Source organism: Parapedobacter defluvii, assembly GCF_014642075.1.
Classification (GTDB): domain Bacteria; phylum Bacteroidota; class Bacteroidia; order Sphingobacteriales; family Sphingobacteriaceae; genus Parapedobacter; species Parapedobacter defluvii.
On the sequence record NZ_BMIK01000003.1, the window covers coordinates 269,966 to 294,595 of the forward strand.

At 48.6% G+C, this 24,630-nt stretch carries 12 protein-coding genes; all 12 read right to left on the reverse strand.

The window, feature by feature from the left end; translation table 11 throughout:
- Positions 1–8: 8 nt before the first annotated feature.
- Positions 9–1,265 carry a hypothetical protein gene (locus IEX60_RS07560; RefSeq protein WP_229717466.1) on the reverse strand — a complete coding sequence of 419 codons (1,257 nt, stop codon included), beginning with the start codon at positions 1,263–1,265 and terminating at the stop codon, positions 9–11.
- Positions 1,266–1,276: 11 nt separating this feature from the next.
- Positions 1,277–3,550, reverse strand: a complete 2,274-nt coding sequence (locus IEX60_RS07565) for a GH92 family glycosyl hydrolase (protein ID WP_188749106.1) — start codon at positions 3,548–3,550, stop codon at positions 1,277–1,279.
- Between the two features lie 41 nt (positions 3,551–3,591).
- A complete protein-coding gene (locus IEX60_RS07570; RefSeq protein WP_229717467.1) occupies positions 3,592–4,935 on the reverse strand; it encodes a glycoside hydrolase family 99 protein in 1,344 nt (447 codons plus the stop codon).
- Between the two features lie 33 nt (positions 4,936–4,968).
- Complete coding sequence (locus IEX60_RS07575; RefSeq protein ID WP_188749108.1) at positions 4,969–5,940, reverse strand: family 43 glycosylhydrolase; 972 nt, start codon at positions 5,938–5,940, stop codon at positions 4,969–4,971.
- 87 nt (positions 5,941–6,027) lie between these two features.
- Positions 6,028–6,768 (reverse strand): DUF3823 domain-containing protein, encoded by a 741-nt coding sequence (locus tag IEX60_RS07580; protein WP_188749110.1) that lies wholly within the window; start codon positions 6,766–6,768, stop codon positions 6,028–6,030.
- 22 nt (positions 6,769–6,790) lie between these two features.
- Positions 6,791–8,719, reverse strand: coding sequence for a RagB/SusD family nutrient uptake outer membrane protein (locus IEX60_RS07585; RefSeq protein ID WP_188749112.1), 1,929 nt, complete (start codon positions 8,717–8,719; stop codon positions 6,791–6,793).
- A gap of 11 nt (positions 8,720–8,730) precedes the next feature.
- Positions 8,731–11,874, reverse strand: a complete 3,144-nt coding sequence (locus IEX60_RS07590) for a SusC/RagA family TonB-linked outer membrane protein (RefSeq protein ID WP_188749114.1) — start codon at positions 11,872–11,874, stop codon at positions 8,731–8,733.
- A 408-nt stretch (positions 11,875–12,282) separates the two neighbouring features.
- Positions 12,283–14,232: an FG-GAP-like repeat-containing protein gene (locus IEX60_RS07595; RefSeq protein ID WP_188749116.1), complete on the reverse strand. Its 1,950-nt coding sequence runs from the start codon at positions 14,230–14,232 to the stop codon at positions 12,283–12,285.
- 13 nt (positions 14,233–14,245) lie between these two features.
- The gene (locus IEX60_RS07600; RefSeq protein ID WP_188749118.1) at positions 14,246–15,157 is read right to left on the reverse strand and encodes a sugar phosphate isomerase/epimerase family protein; all 912 of its coding nucleotides are present in this window, start codon (positions 15,155–15,157) and stop codon (positions 14,246–14,248) included.
- A gap of 66 nt (positions 15,158–15,223) precedes the next feature.
- Positions 15,224–17,452, reverse strand: a complete 2,229-nt coding sequence (locus IEX60_RS07605) for an outer membrane protein assembly factor BamB family protein (protein ID WP_188749120.1) — start codon at positions 17,450–17,452, stop codon at positions 15,224–15,226.
- A gap of 393 nt (positions 17,453–17,845) precedes the next feature.
- On the reverse strand, positions 17,846–20,401 hold the full coding sequence (locus tag IEX60_RS07610; RefSeq protein ID WP_188749122.1) for a Kelch repeat-containing protein: 2,556 nt from the start codon (positions 20,399–20,401) through the stop codon (positions 17,846–17,848).
- Positions 20,402–20,803: 402 nt separating this feature from the next.
- Complete coding sequence (locus IEX60_RS07615; RefSeq protein ID WP_188749123.1) at positions 20,804–24,616, reverse strand: glycosyl hydrolase family 95 catalytic domain-containing protein; 3,813 nt, start codon at positions 24,614–24,616, stop codon at positions 20,804–20,806.
- Positions 24,617–24,630: the final 14 nt, after the last annotated feature.

The window sequence follows — 24,630 nt, forward strand, 5'->3', positions numbered from 1 at the left end:
ACTGATTACTAATTTTTCCAAATTTCTTTGATGGTGTTTTCCTGACTTTTACCTGTCGGGCAATCCGGACTTTGTGTATTTGCACGATAGCGATTTGTTTCTGCACCCGTGATAATACGGCTACCAGGCATCTGTAAAAATCCATAGGGATCGGTTTTTTTCACCCATTGGTGGGCATAACGAAGGAATTCATTCCGATATCCTTCGGGTTGTTTGGAAAACCACGTGATCTCGTCGTATCCCCACGCATAATGATCCTTCCGGTTGGGTTCATCGCGGTGCTTGCTGATGCCGAAATTATCAAATTCAACCAGGTACAAGCTCCGTTCGCAGCTCCACCCACTGGGTGTGATCCCACCTACGGTTTTCTGGTAGATACCGTCGAGATAACCTACTTCCAGTTCAACTTTCTGCGGTTCGTCGATGACTTCTTTCAGACGAAGCGGAAAAGAAACATAGTCAAACAGCAATTTACCGTTTAATACCATGCCCCCGTTGGGCAAATGGGAATCACAGATGATCGTGCCCCTGCGGGCGACAGTCAATGCCGACAGCCGGACCTTGTCAAGTAATTCCTTCCATGCGGCCAGCCCCGCTTCCCGATCGTCCATGGCCATCAATTGGGCTTGTCCAAAATGGATCGCCTCAATGCCTATTTCCATATACCGACGGGCGAGGTAATAGAAAAACAACCTGGTCTCCCGTTGGGTAATATCGGGTACGCTGCTCCCCTTACGCCAGTGATCCACCAGGTGCCCTTCGCTATTGAGCATCGCCTGATAGCCGAAATTCCGCTGCTCGACGGGCAGATCAAACGCCTCAAATACCCAAGCAGGTATGGGTATATCTTCCACTTTTTCGGTCACAATCTCGAAAATTGCGGCTTGGAAAACCACCGTGCTGTCATATGCGTGGTAGTCGTCGATTGCAGCTTTTGCGTTTGCCCAGAAGGAAGGCATCAAGTAGAAGTTTTCCTTACCCCAGGAATACACCGACCGGCCGATGAACTTTGCTCCGATGTTTTTCAGCATGCGGATGTCGTCTTCCTTGTCCGGATAAGGTCCGTCATTATAGCAACCTTCGCTGGCTATTAATTCGGCTTGTGTAATGCTCCTGCTTAAATAGTTTGTCAGCACCTGCCGGGATATGATGCCATTGGCAACATAGTACGACGAATCGCTATTCACGTTTGACGCATAGGTACATCCGTGCACTAATAACAATAGCAGGCAGGCGATCATCGGTATCCGTGTTGATCTGCTCATATTGCTTATTTTTATTCGTTTGGAACTTCAATCCCCCAAGAGGTATTGGCCTTATCACCCATTTCAAATTCCAGTGTCCCTCCCTGGCTCACGGCCTCATGCGAAATCCACGGCATAAGAAGCGGCTGGCCATTCAGTTTGGCAGACTGGATGTATTTGTTGGTTTCGGACACGTTATTTGCAATCACTTCGAACGCCTTGCCGTTGGGCAGGTGGACGACTGCCCGCTCAAACGTAGGACTGCCGATTGAATAACTGGGAGTTCCCGGTGTGACGGGATAAAAACCCAGCTTCGAGAAGACGACAAATGCCGACATGCCCCCACCGTCTTCATCACCCGGTACACCCATCAGGTCGTTCCTGAACCATTGCTTGAGCAGCGTCCGGATCCGTTTCTGTGTTTTCCATGGCTGCCCGGCATAGTTGTAGAGATAAGGGATATGCAACGAGGGTTCATTCGCCATTGAAAACTGGCCTACATTTCCCGTATGATCGGGCAATTGGGCATAAAAATCAGATTTCGATTTACCCAATGGCTGGTTGAACATGTCATCCAGGTTCTTAACAAATGCTTCTTTGCCTCCCATAAGGGCAATCAGATCGGGAATATTGTGCTGCACGTCCCAACGGTAAACCCAGGCATTGTTTTCGCCATAGTACCCGCGGGCTCCCAGACCGCCGGAAAATACATAATCAAAAGGCTGGATAAACTCGCCTTTGGTGTCTTTCGGATGGAAGAAATGGGTTTCGGGGTTGAATAGATTCCGGTAATTAAACGATTGCTGGAGGAAATATTCGTATTCGTCGTCTTTGCCCAATGCTTTGGCCAGTTGGGCAAGACACCAGGTGTCGTATGACGTACCCAGGGTCACAGCAACCGGCTGTCGTCGCTCAAAGCCATTCACCTCCGGAATTGTCTCTTCCTCTCCTTCACGCAAAGCGGGAATGTATCCGTGCTCTTTGTAAAACCGATCCAGCTCACCCGCTGGAGCGCCTGACCAGGGAGCCAACGTCTTTTCGGTAATTCCTTTCTTGGCGGCCTCGTACGCTTTTTCCAAGTCAAATCCCTTCACCCCTTTTACATAAGCATCAAGCAGGGTCGCCACGCCGTGATTGGAGTTCATCCGGCGGCTGTCGCCGGTAATCTCGGGGAAGGTAGGCAACCAGAAATGCTCCATCTGACTGGCCATCGTGATGAATGAATGGACAATGTGGGATTCTTTTTCCGTATCGATCAGCACGTTCAGTGGATGATGCGCACGGTACGCATCCCAGATCCAATCATCCGTGTAAAAAGGAATACCTTCATCGTTGTGTACCTTACCATCAAAAGCGCTGAAATAGCGACCGTCTTCGGAAATGTTCACGGGCCGCTCGAACGTGCGGTATAAGGAGGTGTAAAAGACTGCTTGGTCATCCGGACTTCCCCCTGCGACCTGAATTTTACCCAGTGCTTCGTTCCATGCCTCACGTCCCGCGTTCTTCAAAGCGGCGAGATCATAGTCCTTAATTTCTCGGCGCAGGTTTTCACGCGCCTGGGTTTCATCAATGAAGGAAATGCCGTAACGCAAACCCAGTTGACGGACGCCGTCCGCGAATTGCAGCACCATCGCGGCATTCCGTCCTTCGGCTTCATTACCGTCTACCAACGCGTTATCCTGTAACACGGCAGCTTTAACCGGGGCCTCCGCAGTTTCCAAATAAATGTAAACTTTCGTATGGTTGGCGAGCGACTGATGACCGGACAGTGCTTTGCCATCCCAGCGTAATGCTCCATTACGAGAACTGACAACAATCGATATGGGACTGTTTTGCTCAAAATCAAGCTGGTACAGCGCCGATTGATGTGAAGGAGCAAAGTCGACGCCGACTTTCTGTTCATCAAGATAGACGGAGTAGGCATAGGGTTTGATTACCTCTTTGTCGTAGCTGTAGGAGATAACCGGCTGTAGATCTGCTGTATTTCCTTGAAAAGGGCTTAGGTTGAAAGCCGAGCTACCGCGGTGGCTGGTGACAATGAGCGGAAGGCCATGTAACCGGTCGCCGGTATAATCATGCCGTTCGGGATAAACGCGCAGGAAACTATTGGGAAGATGAACCGTGGGATAGGTAGGCACCAGCAAATGACTGATGTTACCCATATAGGGGTTTACGTAATCTACCGGCTCCTTGCTGGGCGCGTCAGCATGACTACATGCAGCTGTTCCGGCAATGGCGAGGACTGCTAAGCCTGTGTAAGAAATAATCGAATTTACCTTTTTCTTGATTCCTTTAGCATCTATCATATGATTGTATTGTATTTGTATTTTTTAAGAAGCAGTAAACACTATCGATTTGGCTTGGTAGATCCATAACCCGATTCGCCATGGAACCAATTGGCCGCCTGGCCGGTAAGCCAAAGGTAATGGTCTGACGGCAAATCTTGCTCGATTCCCATAAATTGGAGCGGACCATTAAGTGGTACCTCGTTCTCGCGTGCGCATTTAAAAATGGCAGTCCCCTCATCCACCTCATCAAACATGGCAACATACAAGGATGCTGCACCTGCCCCTTTGGCCCCGGCTACCTGCTTCCATAGGAAATCTCCTTTTAACCGTGGGATTGAATTATAGAGTGATGGATCATTGTGCATATTCCCCCAGCTGAACCCCGGGAATACCAGGGGTACATAATCTACACCGTTTTGCTTACACCACATCAAGTCCGTGACCATCGTCCCCGCCGCGTTGTTGTAGCTATTATTATCGTATCGCCCCACCGCCCAGGGCATGATGATATCCACTTTTTTGATCAATTCAAGTAATGCAGGATCATTCTCGGTATCCCGGTCCAGCGTACGCCAATAATACGGTACGCCCAGCATAATGGACACCTTGTTGGATGGTCCTTTCAGGCGGTCGACCAACCGGCTTACGTCGCTGATGGAGTATTGCCGGTTATCATTGAATCCTACGCCCCATATGGTCATAAGGGGTTTTCCGTTGTGCCGCAGATACGTGGGATGTTCGAAATTATTAAACAGATCAAATGTTTGCTGCAATTCATTCCAATCCTGTTCCAGATACGCGACATCTTCGCTGTTCGAACCGCTCAGGTCATACATCACGCTGATCGCCTGCTCGTATTTCTTGGCGGCCTTCAAGGCATTGGCCAACACCTGATTGAAATGTCTTTTTCCGGCTGCATTGGATGGTTTGATCTCTCCCACAAACCGTTGCATGTGCACACCATCCAATCCGTATTCTTTCATCCATTTGAAGTGGAGGTCTACACTCTCTTCGTCATAGGGGCTGTACAGGTACGCATCCGAGCCATCTGCATATTGAAAGGGGGATTTATAAGTCTTGGTGTATTCCGTAACATCCGGCCAAAAGTCGATGTTGGTGATCCCTGGTTTAAAGGTGTTGTTAGGCCCTTGGTAATGATACCATCCGCGGTTTGAACCATCGCCTTCCGCGGCGAACCAGCCTTGGTATCCAGCCATCACTAATCCCGTATAGGACGTGTATAAACATCCCGTTTCATCGTAAACAGCTTCAGGAACTTCTTCTTCGGGCTCCTCATCGGAATCTTTAATCGGATTGTTGTCTTTTGAACAGGCAATCCATAAAAAAAATGAACAAACAAGGAGGGCAAGGTTGAAAAATCTGTTGTATTGGACAATCATCATAATAGAAAAATAATTGATATTTTGGTCTTCCGACTATTTCGCTATCATGCCGGTTTGTTTAACTTTCTGAATAGTTCCATCCGTATTGTAAAACAGTTTATCCACGCAGACTGACCGCAGCCAGTCATTAAATTCACCATTCGCCTCAGATAATTCACTGGTATGGTAGAACGCATACCATTGCCCTTTGTATTCCACAATGGAACCGTGATTTGTATAACTGTTGGTTGGATCCATATAGATACCCACCGATTTCCATGGTCCCAACGGACGATCGCTGACTGCATACCGCATGCGATTATCGCCTTTGACGCCGTCGTTCCAATTGTTATCGTGGTTATCGGAATATGACAGGTAATATTTTCCGTTGTATTTATGTACCCAGGTTGCTTCGTGAAAATCTTCCAAGCCTTCCATCACAGCAAGCTCTCCCTCAATTTCTACCATGTTATCTTTCAGCTTCCCTCCTTTGCATACGCCGCCACCGCCCTGATAAAAATAAGCCTGTCCGTCATCATCGATGAAGACATGTGGATCGATCAATGCATCGACATTTTCTAAATAGCCCTGAACTTTGAAGTCTTTTGCCGGATTTTTACTGGTAGCAATTCCTATTTTCCAGGTTTGGTTCCAATCATCGCCACTGGGATGCGGAAAATAGAAATAGTACGTTCCATCCTTGTACACACAATCGGGTGCCCACATAAACCCGCCGTCTTTGCGGCCCCAGGGTACATCACTGGCTCGTAAGATTTCTCCGTGATCTTTCCAATGCACCATATCATCTGTCGAGAAGACATGATACTGGTCCATCAGGTCACAGCCTCTCGGCGGTGCAATATCGTGTGAGGCGTAGACATATAACCGGCCGTCGTTCCACACTCTTGCCGAGGGATCAGCTGTATACATATGCCGGATGATGGGATTTTCTTTGGTTTGTGCAACGCTATGGAAGATGCTGACAATGCCAATTCCGGCTGCCGTAACCATTCCTTTCCAATTCATCCTACATTGGATTCTTTCGTTCTTCATTACTTTATTAAAGAAAAAGGGTTGTCCATCACTTTCGTGATGAACAACCTTAAATGCTGATTATCGGGGAACGTCTACCCTAACAATCTCGGTATAATTATATTTCCGGTTTGCATCATTCACGTTAGCCCCCAAACGGACGTAATATGTATACCCCGCTTTTACCGGCAATGGGCCGATGGTATACACATTACTGGTTTCGGAATCACCCACCTCGTCTTGCCAAGATTTGTTGATTTGTATCCGTTTGTTGGAATACTCACCAATGTCAATGTTACTATTCGCACCTGCACCGCAAAACGTCGTGAGGCTCAGGAATGGCTTGATCTCAACGAGATTCGGCAATCCCGTACGAATCGGAGCCTTGAGCCGGCATTTCATGGTCAAGTTCAATCCGTCCAATGACGTTTCAAAATCGAGCAATTGCAGGTACGGCGTTACGGTGAAATCCTGTTCCGTCGTTCCGTTAAATACGACGTTTTTTGCCGTATCCGTAACCGGCCAGAACGGGCCGCCGTAGGGAAGCATGTCGTAGGTTCCGGCAAACAGTTTACTGTTGTTATAGGAACCATCCTGCTTCACCGGCAAATTTTGGTTGGTCGGCTCCGAGGCCGTCCAGCTTCGTTCCCAGATACGGATACTCCAGTCGTTTTGCGAGGAGAGCAGGTTTTCCCCGGTGTATGAATCAATGACACGTCCGTGGATACGTGCACTCGGAGCATCCCAGTTGTCGGCCTTGTAACACGAGGTAACCGACAATAGCATTACGCCTAAAATTGAATAGATGATTAACTTCTTCATAATACTTGTATCAACACGTTAACTAATAAAGCGGATTCTGTGGCAGCAAGTTATTGTTCTTGCCAATTTCACCCCAGGGAATCGGTTCATAATAACAACTCTTGGAGGCATTCCATTGGCGGTTAAACCGGTTGTCTTCGTCGAGGTAAATGTATTTCCCTTCGTCGGCCACATAATAACAGCTCAGTAGCCGTTGCCGGAAATTGTTCAGGATCTGGTCGGCCGTCCGCCAGCGGCGGATGTCCCACCACCAGTGGTTTTCAGCATACAGCTCGCGCTGGCGCTCGTCGCGGATAAACTGCAACGATTTTTCCAGCGAATAGGTGTAGTTCGCCTTGTTGATGGAACCGACGTTCGTCATCGTCATGTCAATGGCCGGGCGAACCACCTTGGCACCTGCCCGTTCGCGGATCTTCGCGATGTAATCGAAGGCTTCCTCGCGTTGACCCAATTCATACAGCGCCTCTGCGGTATTCAGGTAAACCTCACCCAAACGAAAAACCACCCAAGACTGATCGCTTCTCCAGTCCCGGACATCAGCGGTCGCCATGTCGGGGTTGATGTACTTGCGGATAAACGCCGATCCGAACGCATTATTCTCGCCGCCTTGATCCTCGAAATTTCCATGTGCACCGGTAATGGTATAGGTCACGCCGTTGATTTCGGTAGTCCAGCCCTTACCGCCCAAAATGCGGTTGCCGTTGCTGTTGATCGGTGCCGAGTTCACACCACGTTGGATATCAGTGGCGACACCGTCGAATGTCCGGTAGATGCCGCGCTGGATGCTGAACGTTTTTCCCCGCAACTCATCCCCGTCCAGGTACATGGTACCACGCGCACGGGGTTCCATTCCATCGCGGATGTCACCCCGGCTGTCAAAGCGAACGGGGGTTCCGTCCGGATTGGTGTAGGCCGGCATGTCGTACAATTCCATGAAGTCGAGTGGCACGAAGCTTTCTGCACCGACAAAGGAGGACATATCGGGTGCCGGAGACATCAATGCGTCGTAATTATGCTGCAACGCGTTGCCACGCGGCGAATTTCTATTGTATTCTTTGAGAAAAATGGTTTCCGGCGAACTATCGTCAAGGAACAGCCTGGCAAAATTGGTTGCTTTATCTTCAAGTTTGTTATACAGCGAATAAGGACCCGTTTCTACCACTTTCCCGGCTGCTACCGCATACTCGAAGAACTCATTTGCCTGTGAAGGCTCCATGCCTGCCAAGCCTTGCTGGGTAGCAAGTTCAGTGGCCTTAAATCCCAGTGATTCGGTATATTTTGCAACGGAACCGGCGTACAACATCGCGCGAGACATCAAGGCGGCGGCTACGTATTTATTGGCACGGCCGGTTTCTTTTGTATCGCTTAACATGTTATCAATCGCAAATTGCAGGTCGTCGTGAATGAATTTCCATGTATCGTACTCCGTATTACGTGACACGTTCAATACCTCAGAACTTGCCAGCGGATCCTGGACTTCGGTTACGATCGGAACCCCGCCGTAACGCTTCGCCATGCCGAAATAGAAATAAGCCCGCAGGAAATGGGCTTCGCCCATCAACTTATTAAACGTCTCGTCGGGGAACTTGTCTTTATAGTTCGGGAAACTTTGGATAAAGTTATTCACTTCGCGGATGCGGTCGTACGGCCAGTAGCCGAACCCATCGTTATCGACACTGATCCAGGTATTGAAATACTCGCCGCTCATGGCACCCTGGCTGTTTTTCTCCGTAGCCCAGTCATTTTTACGGTAGCCGTCGTTCGCGTAATACTGAAAATCTTCAATGGGCAGCCAATTGTAAAGCCCGGTGAAGTACATCTTTACGCCGTATTCGGTTCCGAAAAGTTCCGGCTCACCCATGATCCCTTTCGGCTCCAAATCCAATTGCCGGCATTGGGAGAATACGAGCGCACCTAACAGTGCGATATATGCTAACAATCTCTTTTTCATCTTCATAATTTTTAGAATTTAATGCTTGCACCAAACGTGTACGTTTTATTGTTCGGATAATTGTACAAGTCAACATCACCCACCCCGGGTTCGTTGTTGATCCGTTGACCCGGACGTTCCGGATCCATGTGATCAAGCCCCGTAAACGTCAGCAGGTTGTATCCGCTGAAATAAATCCGCAGGTTCTTTACCCCTGCTTTCGACACCCAACGATCAGGCAATGTGTACCCCAATTCGGCGGTTTTCAGCCGCATATACGCTGCGCTCTGAATCCCGTTCGTTCCGGTGCGGCGACCATCGTGGCCGGTAACCGGGAAAAATCCGGGGACCCATTCTGTGCTTGCGTCAAAATAATCGGCGTTCGGATCAACCGGACGCCAGCGGTCCATGAAAAACGACAGCGTATTTTGTTCGCCGAAGGGTAACGCCTCAACCAGCAGCTCGTTGTACTTCACGAAGACACCATGTACCCCCTGGAAATCGAGCGCAAGATCGATCCCCCTCCACGAAGCACCCAGGGAAATCCCGTAGTTGAATACCGGTAATCCGATGGAGGCGATGGGATGGTTATCCTGATCGTTAATGACTCCGTCTTCGTTCCAGTCGTTCAGGTACCAGTCGCCCGGCAGCGCACCCTGTCCCTGAGGGACGGAGAAATTGCGGATGTCCTCATAATTGGTGAACATGCCGCCCGATTCCGTTCCCCACCAGATATTGGTGAAACGGCCTGCGGTGCGGTTCCGCCAATAATCATATGAATTGTTGGCTGGCGTTTCAAGCCAATCAGTTCTTTTTATTCTGGTGGCAGAAATCTGGCCGCCTACGTTGTAATAAAATTCATTGACCCGGCTGCGGTAGTCCAGCGAAACCTCATACCCGTAGTTCCGGTCGCCATTGAGGTTTTCCTGTGGCAAATTGGCCCCTACGGTCGCCGGAATCACTGCACCGCTGGTGGCCAGCAGCCCCGAACGATCACGCTGGAACAGGTCGAACGTAGCATTCAGTTTGTTCTGCAGGAAACTTACATCCAAGCCAACATTATACGATTTGATTTGATACCATGTTAAATTGGGATTCGGGATGGGTTGCGTGGTAACCCCTCCTTGAAGACCGCCATTAAACACCCATCCAACCGCGTTGGGGTCAAGGTTGTAACCCAGTGTCGGCGGATAGTTTCCTGCCGCATTGTCGTCACCCATCTCTCCGTACGAAGCGCGGATCTTCAATTCATTCACGAAGTCCACATTGTCTTTCATGAAATTCTCCTGGCTGACGCGCCAAGCGCCTGAAACCGACGGGAAGAATCCGAAACGCTTTCCTTCGGGGAAGCGGGACGATCCATCGTACCGGAATTTGAAGGCGAACATGTACTTAGACGCATAGTTATAATCGATCTGGCCGACCATCGATTTGCTGGAACGGTCGCCTACACCGCCGCCCTGCGCACGCTGATTGGCGTCTGCTCCTGCAAACAGGTATTCCGAATCGACGTGCATTTCCCGGAACGCACTGAAGCTATCCCAATTGCTGTAGGTTTCTTCGTAAAGCAGGAAGTTGTTAAAGTTATGCAAGCCAAAAGACTTGTTGTAAAACAGACCTAACTGCATGTTGGTATTGTTGTTAATGTTGACACCCCGAGTGACAGTGGCCGGTGTGCCTTTTTGAATGGGCGAATAGGTATCGCTATCCCGATTATACTGATAGACGGTGAACACACGGTGGTAGTTATGGTAATCGGGCAAGCTAACCGCGTAATCATACGATCCTTTTGCTGACAGGCCATCCACTCCCGGAATCTGATATTCCAGCTGGAACGTTCCGTTGAACCGGCGATCCTTATTGAGGTTGTACCCTACGTAATCGGCATCGGTCTGTACCATCGGGTTCACACTTTCGTTCAGCACCTGAGGATCACCATTGGGATAAAGCGGGTTGTCGTTCGCATAGAAAGACGCATTCGGGCGGGTCAGCCATGTGTTTTTATAAGCCGTCCAATCGACGCCATTCGGCTTCGTGGTATTGAGCATGATGCCGCCGAGGGATACCCGGGCTTTCAACCGTTTGGTAATCTGTGCATCAATATTCGAACGCATGTTCCAACGATCGGAATTGTAATCGTCGCTTCGATAAGAACCGGATTGCTTTGAATAACCGAGGTTAAAAAAATACTGTATTTTGTCGCTGCCTCCATTTACACTCAGGTTATGTTGGGATTGCGGCGTGGTTTTCTTAAATACCTTGTCCATCCAGTTGTAGGAGGTCAATGTGCCGTCCAGGTAAGGTTGGAATTGTTCCTCGGGTACAAGGGGATTGCGGCGCACCATGTAATTGCCCCCGAAATCCTGCCAGTTTCTCTCGTTTCTTAACGTAAAATAGTCAATGGCATTGGTCGTTTGGGGAACATTCAGAAACTGTTGCAGGGAAGTGTTGGTGCTGAACGTAATGTCTACCTTTCCGCCCATGTCTCCGCCGCTTTTGGTGGTTACCAAAATGACCCCGTTGGCAGCACGCAAACCATAGATTGCGGCCGTACCGTCTTTCAAAACCGATACGCTCTCAATTTCATCACCGCTCATCCGTGAAAAATAATCTTTGTCGCGGGGAATACCATCCACCACCACCAACGGATCACCCATGCCGCGTATATCGAGACGCGTGCTGTAATCGCCCGGCGCGCTGCTTCGCTGTTGAACACGCAAGCCCGGTACTTTACCGGTCAGCATGTTTACCACGTTTTCGTTTTTCGTACGGATCATGTCGTCGCCGCCGATGGAGGATACCGCACCGGTCAGGGTTGCCTTGGTCGTTGTGGAGTAACCGGTAACGATTACTTCATCCAGTTGCCCTGCGTCGCTTTCCAGTTGGACGGATATGGATGTCCGGTTACCGATCTGTTCAGTCAGTGTCGTTTTGCCCACGTATGCGAATACCAGGGTTGTTGCATTTTCGGATACCTGGATCCGATAGGCACCGCTTTCATCCGTAGACGTGGCTTGTTCACGTCCGGTAGCCGTGTTGGCCACCACACTCGCGCCTGCCAGCGCCTCGCCGGTTTGGGCATCGGTTACCCGCCCTTGAATGGTCCGCGTCTGGGCCAAGCCATACAGCGGGACAAGCATGATCAAATAAATAAAAAAGTAAGTTAATTTTTTCATCCTAAAATAGATAATTGGTTAAATAATTGCTGATTAGGTGGTATCTGAGCACGATTCCCGTTTTCTATGATTTGCCCAGATAAGTCTTGCATCGCAAAAAGCAAGGCTACGTCGGTGGTGGTGGATCATTGTTTGTTGTTTTCATCATTATTAGTTTTAATTCAAATTTCCCTGCTTACCAATTTCGAGGCGTCTACGCAACAGCTAATGCTGCTCGAAACGAGGATGCAAAAAAGCCTCACATCCATACCGGAAACTAACTCGTAATTGACATCAAAAATTTATAATTGCATGCATTGGTTACCGCAGTTCATAAAGCCGTTTCAAGGATACATGTATAGCCATAACAAATAATTAACAAAAGATTAACAAGATTAATACAATGGACATTTAACACATAATACACTGTTAATCAATACCTTTATTCCAAAAAATAAACGTACCCCGATTCGTAGATGAAACGATCTCCAGCTTACCATCTCCATTCAAATCGACGGCTAATAAATCGGATCCTGCCCCCGATCGGTTATGCACCAGCTCCGGTTCAAAGCGTGCCCCGCCCGGTGCGTTTGCATCGCGGACTGTCCGGAAGCAATACAATACAGCAGATCCCTGTGGATCGGGGTCAAGGTGCGTATCCAAATGCGACCAGTAACGCTTACCGGCAATGAAGTCAGGGATACCGTCGCCATCGATATCGGCAAACGTTGTTCCGTGCAGCTGGGAAAACGTTACGTCCCCCGCATTTTCTGTCGAATAATCATCCATAATCATATGCCGTGTAAACTGTACGGCTCCGGATGCGTCCTGCTGCTGTTCGTACCAGGCCAAACCAAAACCATGCGCATTCAAACTGGTTACCACATCGTTCCTGCCATCTCCATTGACATCGTATACCGCCATGACGCTACCGCCCATTCCCCCACCACGGTGACCATAACGGCCAAATGCAACGGGATGGTAAACCCAGGTTTTTCCTGCATCCAGCTCTCCGGGTTGCTCCCACCAACCATTTGGATTGATGATATCCGGACGGCCGTCGCCATTGATATCCCCCACTCCAAATCCGTGGGCGGTATAATATCCCGTTTCCGAAACCACGTATACTTTCCAGGGTTTGCTCGGATCGGCGGGGTCAAACTTGGAGTACTTCAATGTCTGGTCGCCACTGGTCCCATATACGATCTCAGGCCGCCCGTCACCATCAATGTCTGTGAAAACTGTAACTTCTGAGTTTATATTACCCGGAATGACCGCATGCATCTCCCAGCGGCGAGATGCTCCTTTGGGGTTGATATAAAGACGGCCGAATGGCGACGCCGAAAATACATCCGGCCAACCGTCTCCATTGAAATCAAAGGTATATTGACAGTTTACTTCGGAAAATTGCTGGGAAGGATTATAGGTAACTCCTTGAAATATCTCGCGGTACGAGGTAAAATCCGGACCGTAATAAACGTGGGGGCCAGCCACCACATCCATGATACCATCCTGGTTGATATCGGCCGCCGCCGAACTGAACGAATAGTACATATCGCTCAGTTGCTGTACATCATACCGAGCGGAAGTTTCTTCCTTTGGCGTAAAGCGAAGCGCAAGATCCTTGTATTTGAAATCTTTGTACCGTACCTCCGCTTTTCCCTTTACATATAATGCGATGGGTCCATATTCACCAAAATCTTCATCCGCTGCGCCGCCGGGGCCGTTGCCATCGTTAATGAATCCTCTTAAGATATTCATATCCAACACACACTCCAACTGGTTCCATCCATTTACCTGAAAAGCCGTCTCGGGCTGGGGGATGGGCAACAACGGCCCTGTATGCTCCCGGCTACGGTTTGGTTGCCGTTGCCTTCCCTGCTGATTGCCGTCGGATGAATGGGCCGTTTTGGGATCTGCCGGTGGTGCCACCCGCATCATTCCCCCGGCACGCCGCAACATCATACGGCTTACTTCGTTTCCCTTGTCGTCCAATACCAATCCATATGCGGCCGATTCGTCGTTCTTCAACGAAACCAAGACACCTTTCCATCCGCTGCCTGTTTTTTCAAGCCGGAGCAAAACGCCTGCTTCTCCGTCGCCTTCCATCTTCACCAGCGTGTTGAACGTCACATCCTGAAAAGACTGATCCAATAACAGCAGACTGGCTGTTGTATCGGTTGATTTGCCTATCAACTCACCATTCTCCGCACGCCAATCGGCAGTGCCGATGGGTTTCCAACGTGTCAGACTCGTCCCTTTAAATTGATAATCGGGCTTGAAGCTAAGGCCCCTCCCGTTGGTTTCACCCGCTTGCTGGCCATAGGACATTCCTGTTCCGCAGACAAAGACGAATAATATGATTAACATTCTTTTCATCACTCTTTTCGATTTATTTAATGTGGCTCTTTACATGTTCAATGCCCCACCTGGCCACGTCGTCGTAATTAATGTCCTGGAATTTGCCACTCCATTGCGCAATAACATAAGTCCCCTTGAAGCCCATTTTTTCCGCCAGCTGCACGCATCTGTCAAAGTCGTAGGTAGTGTGTTCCATTTGATCGTTAAAATCGACCATTTTCGCCGAGACAACATGTGCATAAGGCAGGATTTTTTCCAGCGACTGCATCATCACCTCAGCAGAATATTGCGGTATATAATTTCCAAAGTCAGGTTCTGTATAAACATGGGCACCGGTTGCTATCCGGACATGTTTATCCGCATCCATTTCGATTCCGAAGTGGTTTGCAGTGATAATCGTGAGTTTCTTGGATTTGGCGTAGGCGTTCAGTTCGGTAAGCGATTGGATACTTTTCTCGACGGAACCACTCGGTACACCCGGATTAATTCGTACACACGTTGAGCCTAGAAATGCTGCGGCATCCATCCACAATTTAACGTCGTTGATGCTCTTTGTGCGTTCCGACTCATCGGTGGATGCCAGGTTGTAAGAAATCCGGTCGATTTGAACATTTAACAATTCGCTCTTTGCCGCTTTAATTTTATCACGAACCCGGGCAAGGTAATCCGGTTCCAACGACTCAAAGTGTTCGTTCCAAAACTCAATTTTGCGAATGCCGAATTTATCCCGGTGGTGCTGTGGTACGTCCAACAATGTTAATTCGTCTTTAATGGTATCCCATTCCTTCGGTTTTGTCCGTTGAAACCGGTACCTAAACAATAGGGTACCGAGTGCTAAGCGATCCATTTTATCTTTTGAACTGGCAATGCTGCCCAGTATCGGCATCATTCCAACGGAAAGGGCAAGCCCCCCTGCTTTTACCACAAACTCTCGTCTTTTCATTCGTAAATAGTTATTGTTAACAGCCTCGTGAAACCTGCATTTTATTGACCTGTAAAACCCATGATATCATAATTTCTGATCGGGCAGCGCATATACCAGGTAGCCCTTGGGCACGTCAGTTTCATCTTTTGATTTATCTTTAAGTCCTCCAACCGAACACACCACCAAATACTGCCGTCCGTTTACCTGGTACATGGCGGGTAAGCCAAATGGATTCATCCTGCCCAGATCGGTAGACCACAGTATATTCCCGTTGTCCGTATCGTATGCATAGATTCTTCCGTCCAAACACGTAGAGAAAAGCAAACCGGTTGACGTAACCACCATGCCTTTTCCCTGGGAGCCATTCGGCATGCTGAGATTCTTGCTGCCGGGAATACGATCGTCATTCCCCAACGGAATCTTCCATTTGATTTTTCCCTCGTTCAGGTCATAAGCAACGATCAGCGACCATGGCGGGGTCAATAGGTTGGGAACACCCAACCCCCAGTTATTGGTTTCGACATACTCCACTTTCGGGCCGGTGTACTCGATGGGATAGTCCGTCATACGCCCCCCTATAGGCGGAGACTCAATGGGAACGCCACCTGATGCAACGACAGGGCCTTCAGGCAGTTCGGGTTCACCTCCACGTCCACCCGGACCCCGTTGTGCCTCGGGAGTCAGGTATGCATAAATATCCGAAACCTCTGTCTCCGTAAGGTGCGGGAAACCGGGCATCCGCCCTTTACCGACGGCCATAACAGCTTTGAATGCCTCTGCGTTTACCCGGGCGTTCAGGTTAACGAGAGTTGCTCCTAAACCGTTAATACCCGCGCGATCCTCCCCGTGGCACGTTTGACAATTTTGTGTATACAGGGCTTTTCCCCGGGCAAGCATTTGGGGTGAGTTTCCTCCCCGCGGAGAAGTGGGTTCCCGATTTTTAAGACTATAAAAATCAGCAAGTTCCTGCGTCTGCACATACACGATCCCATTCTTGGGATCCGCGGCGGTGTTCCCATAGTTGGCCCCACCAACCGCACCCGGATTGGTAACCACCTCATAATTATCTGAAAGCGGCTGAAACAATCCATTCTTGGCGGCGGCCACACGTGTGGTCCACTTTTCTTTTTCTTCGGGGGAAAAATAGGGGTTAATGTCATCCACGGTAACAATCTGCCTGTTAAAGGGAGGCACCACGGTTGGGAATGGTTGCGTGGGCCAGGCGTGTTCATTCGGCATGTCGCTCGCAGGTACAGGCCTTTCCTCAATCGGCCACAAGGGTTCGCCCGTGACGCGGTCGAATACAAAGAGAAATCCGTGCTTGGACGCAACCGCTACTGCATCAATTTTTTTTCCATCGTGGTTGACAGTGATCAACTGCGGTGCGGCGGTCAGGTCATAGTCCCAAATATCGTGGTGCACGGTCTGAAAATGCCACAGCCGCTTTCCGGTACGTGCATCTAACGCTAAAATGCAATTGCCAAACAAATTGCTTCCCGGTCTATCTGCACCATCGTAGTCATAAGTTGGGGAACCGATCGGGAAATAAGCAATGCCACGGTCGTCATCCACGGAAATTTCTCCCCACGTATTTGTGCCCCCAACGTATTTATATGCTTCTTCCGGCCACGTGTCATAGCCATATTCTCCCGGGTGCGGAATGGTGTGAAACACCCAAACCAATTCTCCCGTGATAACATGGTATGCACGGAGGTGACCGGGGCCCGAAAATAAATTTTCACCGGGCGCAGACCCCAGAATAATCAAGTCTTCAAAAACCTTACCCGGGGTGGTCGATGTTGCCCGGCCAAAGGTAGATGGATCGCGATCCAAATCTTGTTTGAGGTCTACATATCCATTCGTACCGAAGGTCGTGATGGATTTGCCTGTGTTTGCATCAATGGCCTGTAAGGTATTGTTGAGACAAATCAGCAACCGCTTTTCCTTTTTATCCTTGCTTTGCCAAAAATTAACGCCCCGCTGAATAATCCCACGCAAGTTGGCATGAATCCATAGCTCTTTCCCACTGGTTGCATCGATCGCCACCAGCGAGTTATTCTTTGCCAACACATACATGATCCCATCGACAATAATGGGATTAAACTTGTAGCCTACGTTATCGTCGGTAGGATAAAAGAATGCGAGTTCAAGTTGGTTTACATTTTCTTTTGTAATCTGCTTAAAGTCTACGTACTTCGAATGATCCGGCCCACCGCCATAGTCATTCCATTCCTTGTACTTTGTCTGGGTGCCTGACTGGCATCCCCACACAACACCACTCAGTAAAACAATAAAAATAAAGGTTCTAAGCATACTATCTTTCGTTATAATTGGTTTTAATTTTTGGCTAGCAATTATTATTAAATCGATTTAGTGAATCACGTATCCCAACGAGGATATCAAAGAAACTTTCACGCCTATTTTAGAGAACCGGAATGAATATAATTGGCCGTCAAAAATTTAAGTCAAGATTAATCTGACAGCCATAATAAATCATTAACAAAGCATTAACACCTGTTAACAAATATTAGATTGAAAAGCAATAAACTGATTATCAATAAGATTAAGACAAAGGAAGCGAAGTAACTTTATTGTTAACTATCCTTCAAGCTGTCGTCTCAATGCATAATGAGACACTGAGGTGTTGGGAAAACTGAATGGGGAATAAACGGCTGTAACAAATCAACTAACAAGTACCCGAAAAAGCTACGAAAGGATTGTCTTGTAGTCTTTGCCAAATTCCTCCCCATAAATATGGCGGTATTCGTTACAGAAATTTTCGAAAGTCTGCGTGGCGAGTGAGTGGTTGCCCATATAGGCAAGGGCCCTACACTTGATGGACATGGCCTCCTCGTGAACAGGGTCGAAATAAAAGATGTTATTGGCAAGCTCAACCATAAATTCCGGATCATCCGAGATTTGGGCATTTTCCGCAAAACGCATGTAGGTATTGATCACCTGGATGGAAACCTCGGCCTTAAATGAGTCGAGCCACTCATAGTCTGTCTCGGAAAGAAACCCACCCCGTTGGACAATGGCTGACAATTCTTTAATTCGCTCTTTATCTAACCAATCTTTGTTGGTGACAATAGAAAGGTAATTTTTGTAGTCGATGTAAACATCACTATCTGCCTGGAATCTCCAATATCCGGTCTCTTTAGAGATCTTTGTGTTTCCCAACCGTTCCAGAATGGTATTAATTTTTGCAATGTTGACCGAGCGGTTGTTGCGGGCACTCTCAGCAGATTTATCAAACCAGAATTGTTCGGTTAATTTTTCCGAGCTGATACCCCGACCCCGTCGTAACGTATGAAGTAAAACCACCAGGAATATTTCTTTGATAAGTGGCGTGAAACTACGGGTCATGTCTACACCTTCGGAATCAAAGAGCTGCAAATCTCCACCAAAAAGAAATATGCTGTTTTTGTCCTGCTCTTCTTCCACCACGATTGGATGATGAGGCGCTACCTCACCCTTCAGTTCCGCCATCGTGCCGGACCTGGATACCTGCTTCGCTTTTACACGCCCTTTCCGTATAAAAATGTATGCAGTCAACAACCCAAGTATACCCAATGTAATGTAGAATAAACTTCCCACACCTCGCCCCTTCGGTAAGACGTTATTCGCGGCATCATAAGGAAGTGGTGGACTAAATAACGAATAAACTTTGGCGATAGTGATAATATCTCTTTCGTCATAATACAGCGTAACCGCCGCAAAACGCCTGCTATTGGGGCAATAATATAAATCAGAAAAGGACTGGATGTCATGGAAGGCATACGGAATGGGAGCAGCCAGTTCCTTCAAATCGGGCTGGGTCAACGAACCGACCACCAACTGTAAATTTGCATTGTATTTGTGTTTGGGAAATACAAGTCCGTAGTACTGCCCCGCCCCCTCATTAACCACCAACGAATTGGCCCACACAAAATCTTCTTCGTCCGGATTAAGTTCATAGATTTTCGACAGCGTCTTGTTTCTGACGTCAAAGAAAACCAAATCGTAAATATTCTTTGGATTGAGCATTTGCTGGCCCGAGACACTCCCGTAGCCTCCCAGAATGTATGCCCCGTTTGGTGTGGCCCCCAATGCCGCAAGGTAACGTGGAGTAAACGGCTCCCCGCCAACGGCAACCGGCTGCCAAGTGCCATCAGGTGCATACCGTTGTATTTCGTTTTTGAAAAGAAAATGACCATACCCTCCAACAAAATACAAACTGCTATCCACGGGTGAGCTGAATTTGTTAAAATGAAGGTAACTCGTACCGGCCCCGGGATAGATAAAGTTTTCTGACCATTTTTGTGATGCAAAATCAAAAACTGAAATGGTTTTTTGATCGATGCATATGTTCAACAGTTGATTGTTTAATGTGTCAAAAAAAGACTGATTCCCATTCACTAACAACAACGGTCCGGATTGATATTTGAAAACACTGCGTTGGCCCGTTGGGATATGGATTTTTAACAGGGAGTCCCTTCCAACGATGAATACACTTTCTGTCCGGGGATCAAATGCTGTACTGGCCTGTCCGTTTATTTTAACATCCTGAAGCAATCCCCACTCGTAATGTAATCGCTTGATCCATTGAGGATTGATAGCCAAAGCAGTCATCCCTTTTATCACATCATTTATTTCGGTGCCTTTATCGTCGTCCAACGGCCAATGGTGCAATAAGCGTTTCCCGTCCCGGATCTGAACATTCCGTATCTTCATCGCCGGCACATCGGTGGTCTTGAACTCCTTGTAATCGTTGTATCCAAACAAGACTTTCAAACAACTGCGCGCATCGATAGCCAACTTCTCGGTATAAATACGATCGCCACATTTCACTGTGATTAAATGGGTATGCGCATCTAGTTTGATCGCAATGGGAATCCACTCGTTAAAAAGTTTGGCAGAGTCGATGTTAAAGGCGATGTCGGAAAATTTTCCACCCAATACGATTTTAAAATGTTTCTCTACATTCAGCGAACGATCATAAAGCAAATCAATATTTGTTTTATCATCGGCAATGATCCGTACAACGTAACCGAAATAATCCGAACGGTTGGGCATGAACGAGAGCTCGAATGATAACTCGGCTTCGTCATCCAGACATATCTGCCTATCCTTGCTTAAATCCAATCCCGTCCGTTGATCCAGAACGGCTTCGTGGCTGGCAAAACCTAATCCGTATTGGGCATTAACCGCTAAGGGAAATACAACTACACTTCCCAGGATACAACAGATTACATAAAAAGCCCACGGTTTCAATGCCCACATAGATTTATAGATTGCAGTTCATCGATAGCCAAAGACATCGTAAATCATGGGATGCATTGTGGATATCAATCAGCGATTATATTTAGCCTTCCAAATATCGATAAACTTGCTAACATCTGCAATGGATGCATCTCAAATTGTCAACGTGAGCAATTTGACTGAAACGCTGATTGCGACGCCTATTCGTTTATAAGGATTTTGAACCCCATTTGTTGCTACCCGAAGGATCATTTCTTTTGAGGTGGATGACCTTATAGGGGGTCTCCCTATTGATAGCTGGATAAATGAATCCTTTACCATTGTGATCCATCACTTCTATTAAATACATCAGATCGTATTGCGGATCAATCTGATCGGCAGGTATGGTTTTCTTTCAACTTTATTCTTCGGCCAATCCTTACGCTACATACGCGCACGCTTCAGCGCGCCGGTCAACTGGAGCGTCTTTCCCATTTTAGTATTGAAACTCGCCGTATGATCACCGATCCGCAGTGTCAACTTTCCTCCTTTTTCTGAAAAGACGCGTACTTCCGTCAGCTTTCCATCTTCCCAAGAAAGATCAATCACAAAACCACCGCGCGCACGAAGCCCTTTTACTGTCCCGGTTGTCAAAGCGGAAGGCAATGAGGGCAACAATTGTACCTCAAAGCGGTTGCGCTTCAGCGGGACATGGCTTTGCAGCAGCATTTCCGCAATTGCAGCCGTCGCACCGAAATTCCCGTCAATCTGGAAAGGGGGATGATTATCAAACAAGTTCGGTAATGTCTTCTCTCGCAACAATACACCCAAAAGCTTGTAGGCATGATCGCCATCGTGCAAGCGATTCCACATATTAATCTTCCATGCCAATCCCCAGCCGGTACCGTCATCTCCCCGGGCAATCAGGGTCTTTTTGGCAGCTTCCGCGAGTTCAGGCGTACCAGTCACCGATATTTGATTACCGGGATGGAGGGCAAACAAATGGGAGGTGTGCCGATGGTGCGGTTCTACTTCCTTGTAATCTTCCACCCATTCCATTACTCTACCGGTTGTTTCACTGATCCGAATGGGTGCCAAACGTGAAAGTGTTTTCAGGCACGTATCCCGGAAACCCTTATCGACACTTAGAATCTTCGTGGCAGCGATACAGTTTGTCAACAGGTCATGGATAATTTCCAAGTCCATGGTTGCACCATAAGTAAATACAGAATGCTCACCGTTCGGCAGGATAAATGCGTTTTCCGGCGAATAAGAAGGGTTTGTCACCAACTTTCCGGCTACGGGCGTTCCCGCTGGTGCCTCTACCAAGAAATCCAAAATAAATTCAGCAGCTCCCTTCATGAGCGGATATGCACGTTGCCGTAGAAACGCCGTATCCAATGTATAGCAGTAATGCTCCCAGGGATGCTGGGCTAACCAAGCGGCCCCCACCGGCCAGATACCCTGCGGGCCGTCTGCGGGTGCGGTGAACCCCCATGCATCGGTCAGGTGATGTACCACCCAGCCGTCAGCGCCATACAATGCCCTGGCGGTACGTTCGCCGGGTTTCACCAAGGCCTCCGTAAGATCAAACAGTGGCAGGTGCATTTCTGAAAGGTTCGTAATTTCTGCCGGCCAATAGTTCATTTGCAGGTTAATATTGGTGTGGTAATCCGCATTCCAAGGTGGATTCATCTGCCATGCCCACAATCCCTGCAAGTTAGCGGGCATCGTGCCCGGCCGGGAACTGGAAATAAGCAGGTACCGTCCATATTGGAAGAATGTCTCGACCAAACGAGGCGGCAATTCACCGGTCTTTTTCGCTTCCTCCAACAGCTCGTCCGTAGCCAGTTGTTCGGCTTTTGCGGTCTGCGAGGTGCCCAACGCAAGCTGCACCCGGTTATAGTAAGCCTGGTGTTCGTTGACGTGTGCAGTTTTGGCTACGTCATAAGATCGAAGCATGGCCCGTGCAATCCGGGTGGCACAGGTATCTTCGGGCCGCCCCGGGAAATCCAGCACTTTTTCATCCAGGTGCCTCAGTCCGGGATAGTTGGTCGCACCCGCTATATACAAGGTCAATGTATCCGCACCGGCTACGGATAACACATCGTTGTTCAATTGAAGTTCACCACCTACAGCCACCGCCTTGACCTGTGCCGCAAAACGCAGGCCTCTTGTGTTACCCTGGGCATCCTTGATCGGGAGTCTGCCTTTCAAGATCAACGACGATTTGTCTGTCGGGTGAGGCATTACCTCGGCATCCTGCTGGCGACGGAGTGTAAACGAGCTGCTTATCTTTCCGGCACCATCCGCTGTAAACCGGACGATGATGACATCGTCTTCGGTAGACGCAAAGCTCTCCCTTGTATACCACGTCCCTTTATGCTGATACCGAACGGAAGCGATACCGGTGGCGAGGTCAAGACTTCGGGTATAATGATCAGGGTTAAGATGCGGCGTGTCAAACCAAAGTTCGCCCAATGATTGATAAGGTTTTACTCCCCGGGGGCGCCCCATCATGGTTTGCTCGGCCAATTTCACAGCCTCGTTATTTTTATCTTCGAAGAGTAAACGACGTACTTCGGGCAGCGTTTCCAGCGATTCGGGATTGTTAGGATCAAGCGTATAGCCATCCCAAAGCGAGCTCTCATTGAGTTGGATCCGTTCATCCGCAACACCCCCAAACACCATGGCACCCAGTCGCCCGTTGCCGATGGGCAGTGCCTCCTCCCATACGCGGGCCGACTGCTTATACCAAAGAACATTCCTCCCCTCGGGTTGTTCTCCTCCGTCCGAGAATCTCGCCCGGTCCATCCAATCTGCCCGGATCTCTCCCGTACGCGAGCTGGCAACAGAAGTCTTTGCCGCGGCGTTCAACATAAAATCAACGAGGAGCGCCGGATTGGGAAAGCTGTGGGGATGGTGCTTGAACCCATGTTTCATCAGCACCGTGATATCACCGCCTGCGGATCTAATTTTTTTCTCAAAGGCAAGGGTTTGTGTCTCCGGATCAACGGCCTCATCTTCATCGGCACAGAGCACCAATATCGGATACGCACCCGTAACAATGTCGGCGATTTTATCCATGGGACTTCCGTTAAACGATTCAATTGACTGACTACCGTCAAGGCCGTACGCCTTGCGGATATCTCCCGAAAGTGGACGTCCCTGCTGAGCATATGCCCGCATGTCAAGCAATGGATTATCTATATATACACCAGCGACCTTATCCGGATTGGCGGCCGCCCAATTCAATGCGTATACGGCACCTCGGCTCATCCCTTCCAAAAGCGCCTTACGGTTCAATCCCGCACGATAAAGTAAGGTATGAAACGTATTCCACAACGAAATCGCCTCTTTATTGCCCAACAGCTCAGCCGCATCGCAGTAAGCGATATGAAAACCACGCTCCAGCAATGCGATGTCGGCTTGGGGCTCATGACCCCAAAAACGGGCCCGCCATACCCAAGGTCGGTTGTCAGCAACCCGTTTGGGCTTCACAACCGTGCATGCCCGGCCATTCAATGAAAAATCAGCCGCAGCGTATCCATAAAAAGAACCGGGTGTAAAGGACTGATCCAGGTGTTCAAAGAGATCGTAGGTTGTATCAAACTGCTGTGTGACCTGCTGCGATAGCCGTTTGGCAATGATACCCGCGGCTTCTTCGCCCGGATGAATCTTGTCGATGTACAGATCCGGCCTGTCTACCAATAAGGAATGCATATCGAGCACCTCAATCCCTTCTTCCCATGCAACACGTTGCATACGCGGGATAATCTCCCGGACCAGAATGGGATCCCATATCTGACTGGTATCCGTTTCAAAAGATTTGAACGGTAACATCAATATAACCCGGGGATGCGATGGCAACCGGGAAAATGACCGTACCAGTTCACGGCAATCATCGACAAACTCGCCATAGTGGGGGCGATTGATTGCTTTGGCATCGTTACCCCCCAAGTCAATGAATACAATATCGGGATTGAACTTCAATGCGTCTTGATAAGCTTGGGTTTTCCAATACGGTGAGTCGCCCTTTCGAAGCAGCGTAGTACCCCCGATGCCGAAATTCGACACCTGATAACGTCTGCCCAGTAAGGTTTGCAACTGGCCGGGATAAGCACGTTCGGCGGGATTTGTTATCCCGTGTCCACCCGTAATGCTGGCGCCGATACATGCCACCCGTACCTGGGCTGAAGCAAAAAAGCTAATGAGTAAAAAGAAAAGGGTGAGTAAGGACGTTGCCTGTTTCATCATAATGGGTTTATTAT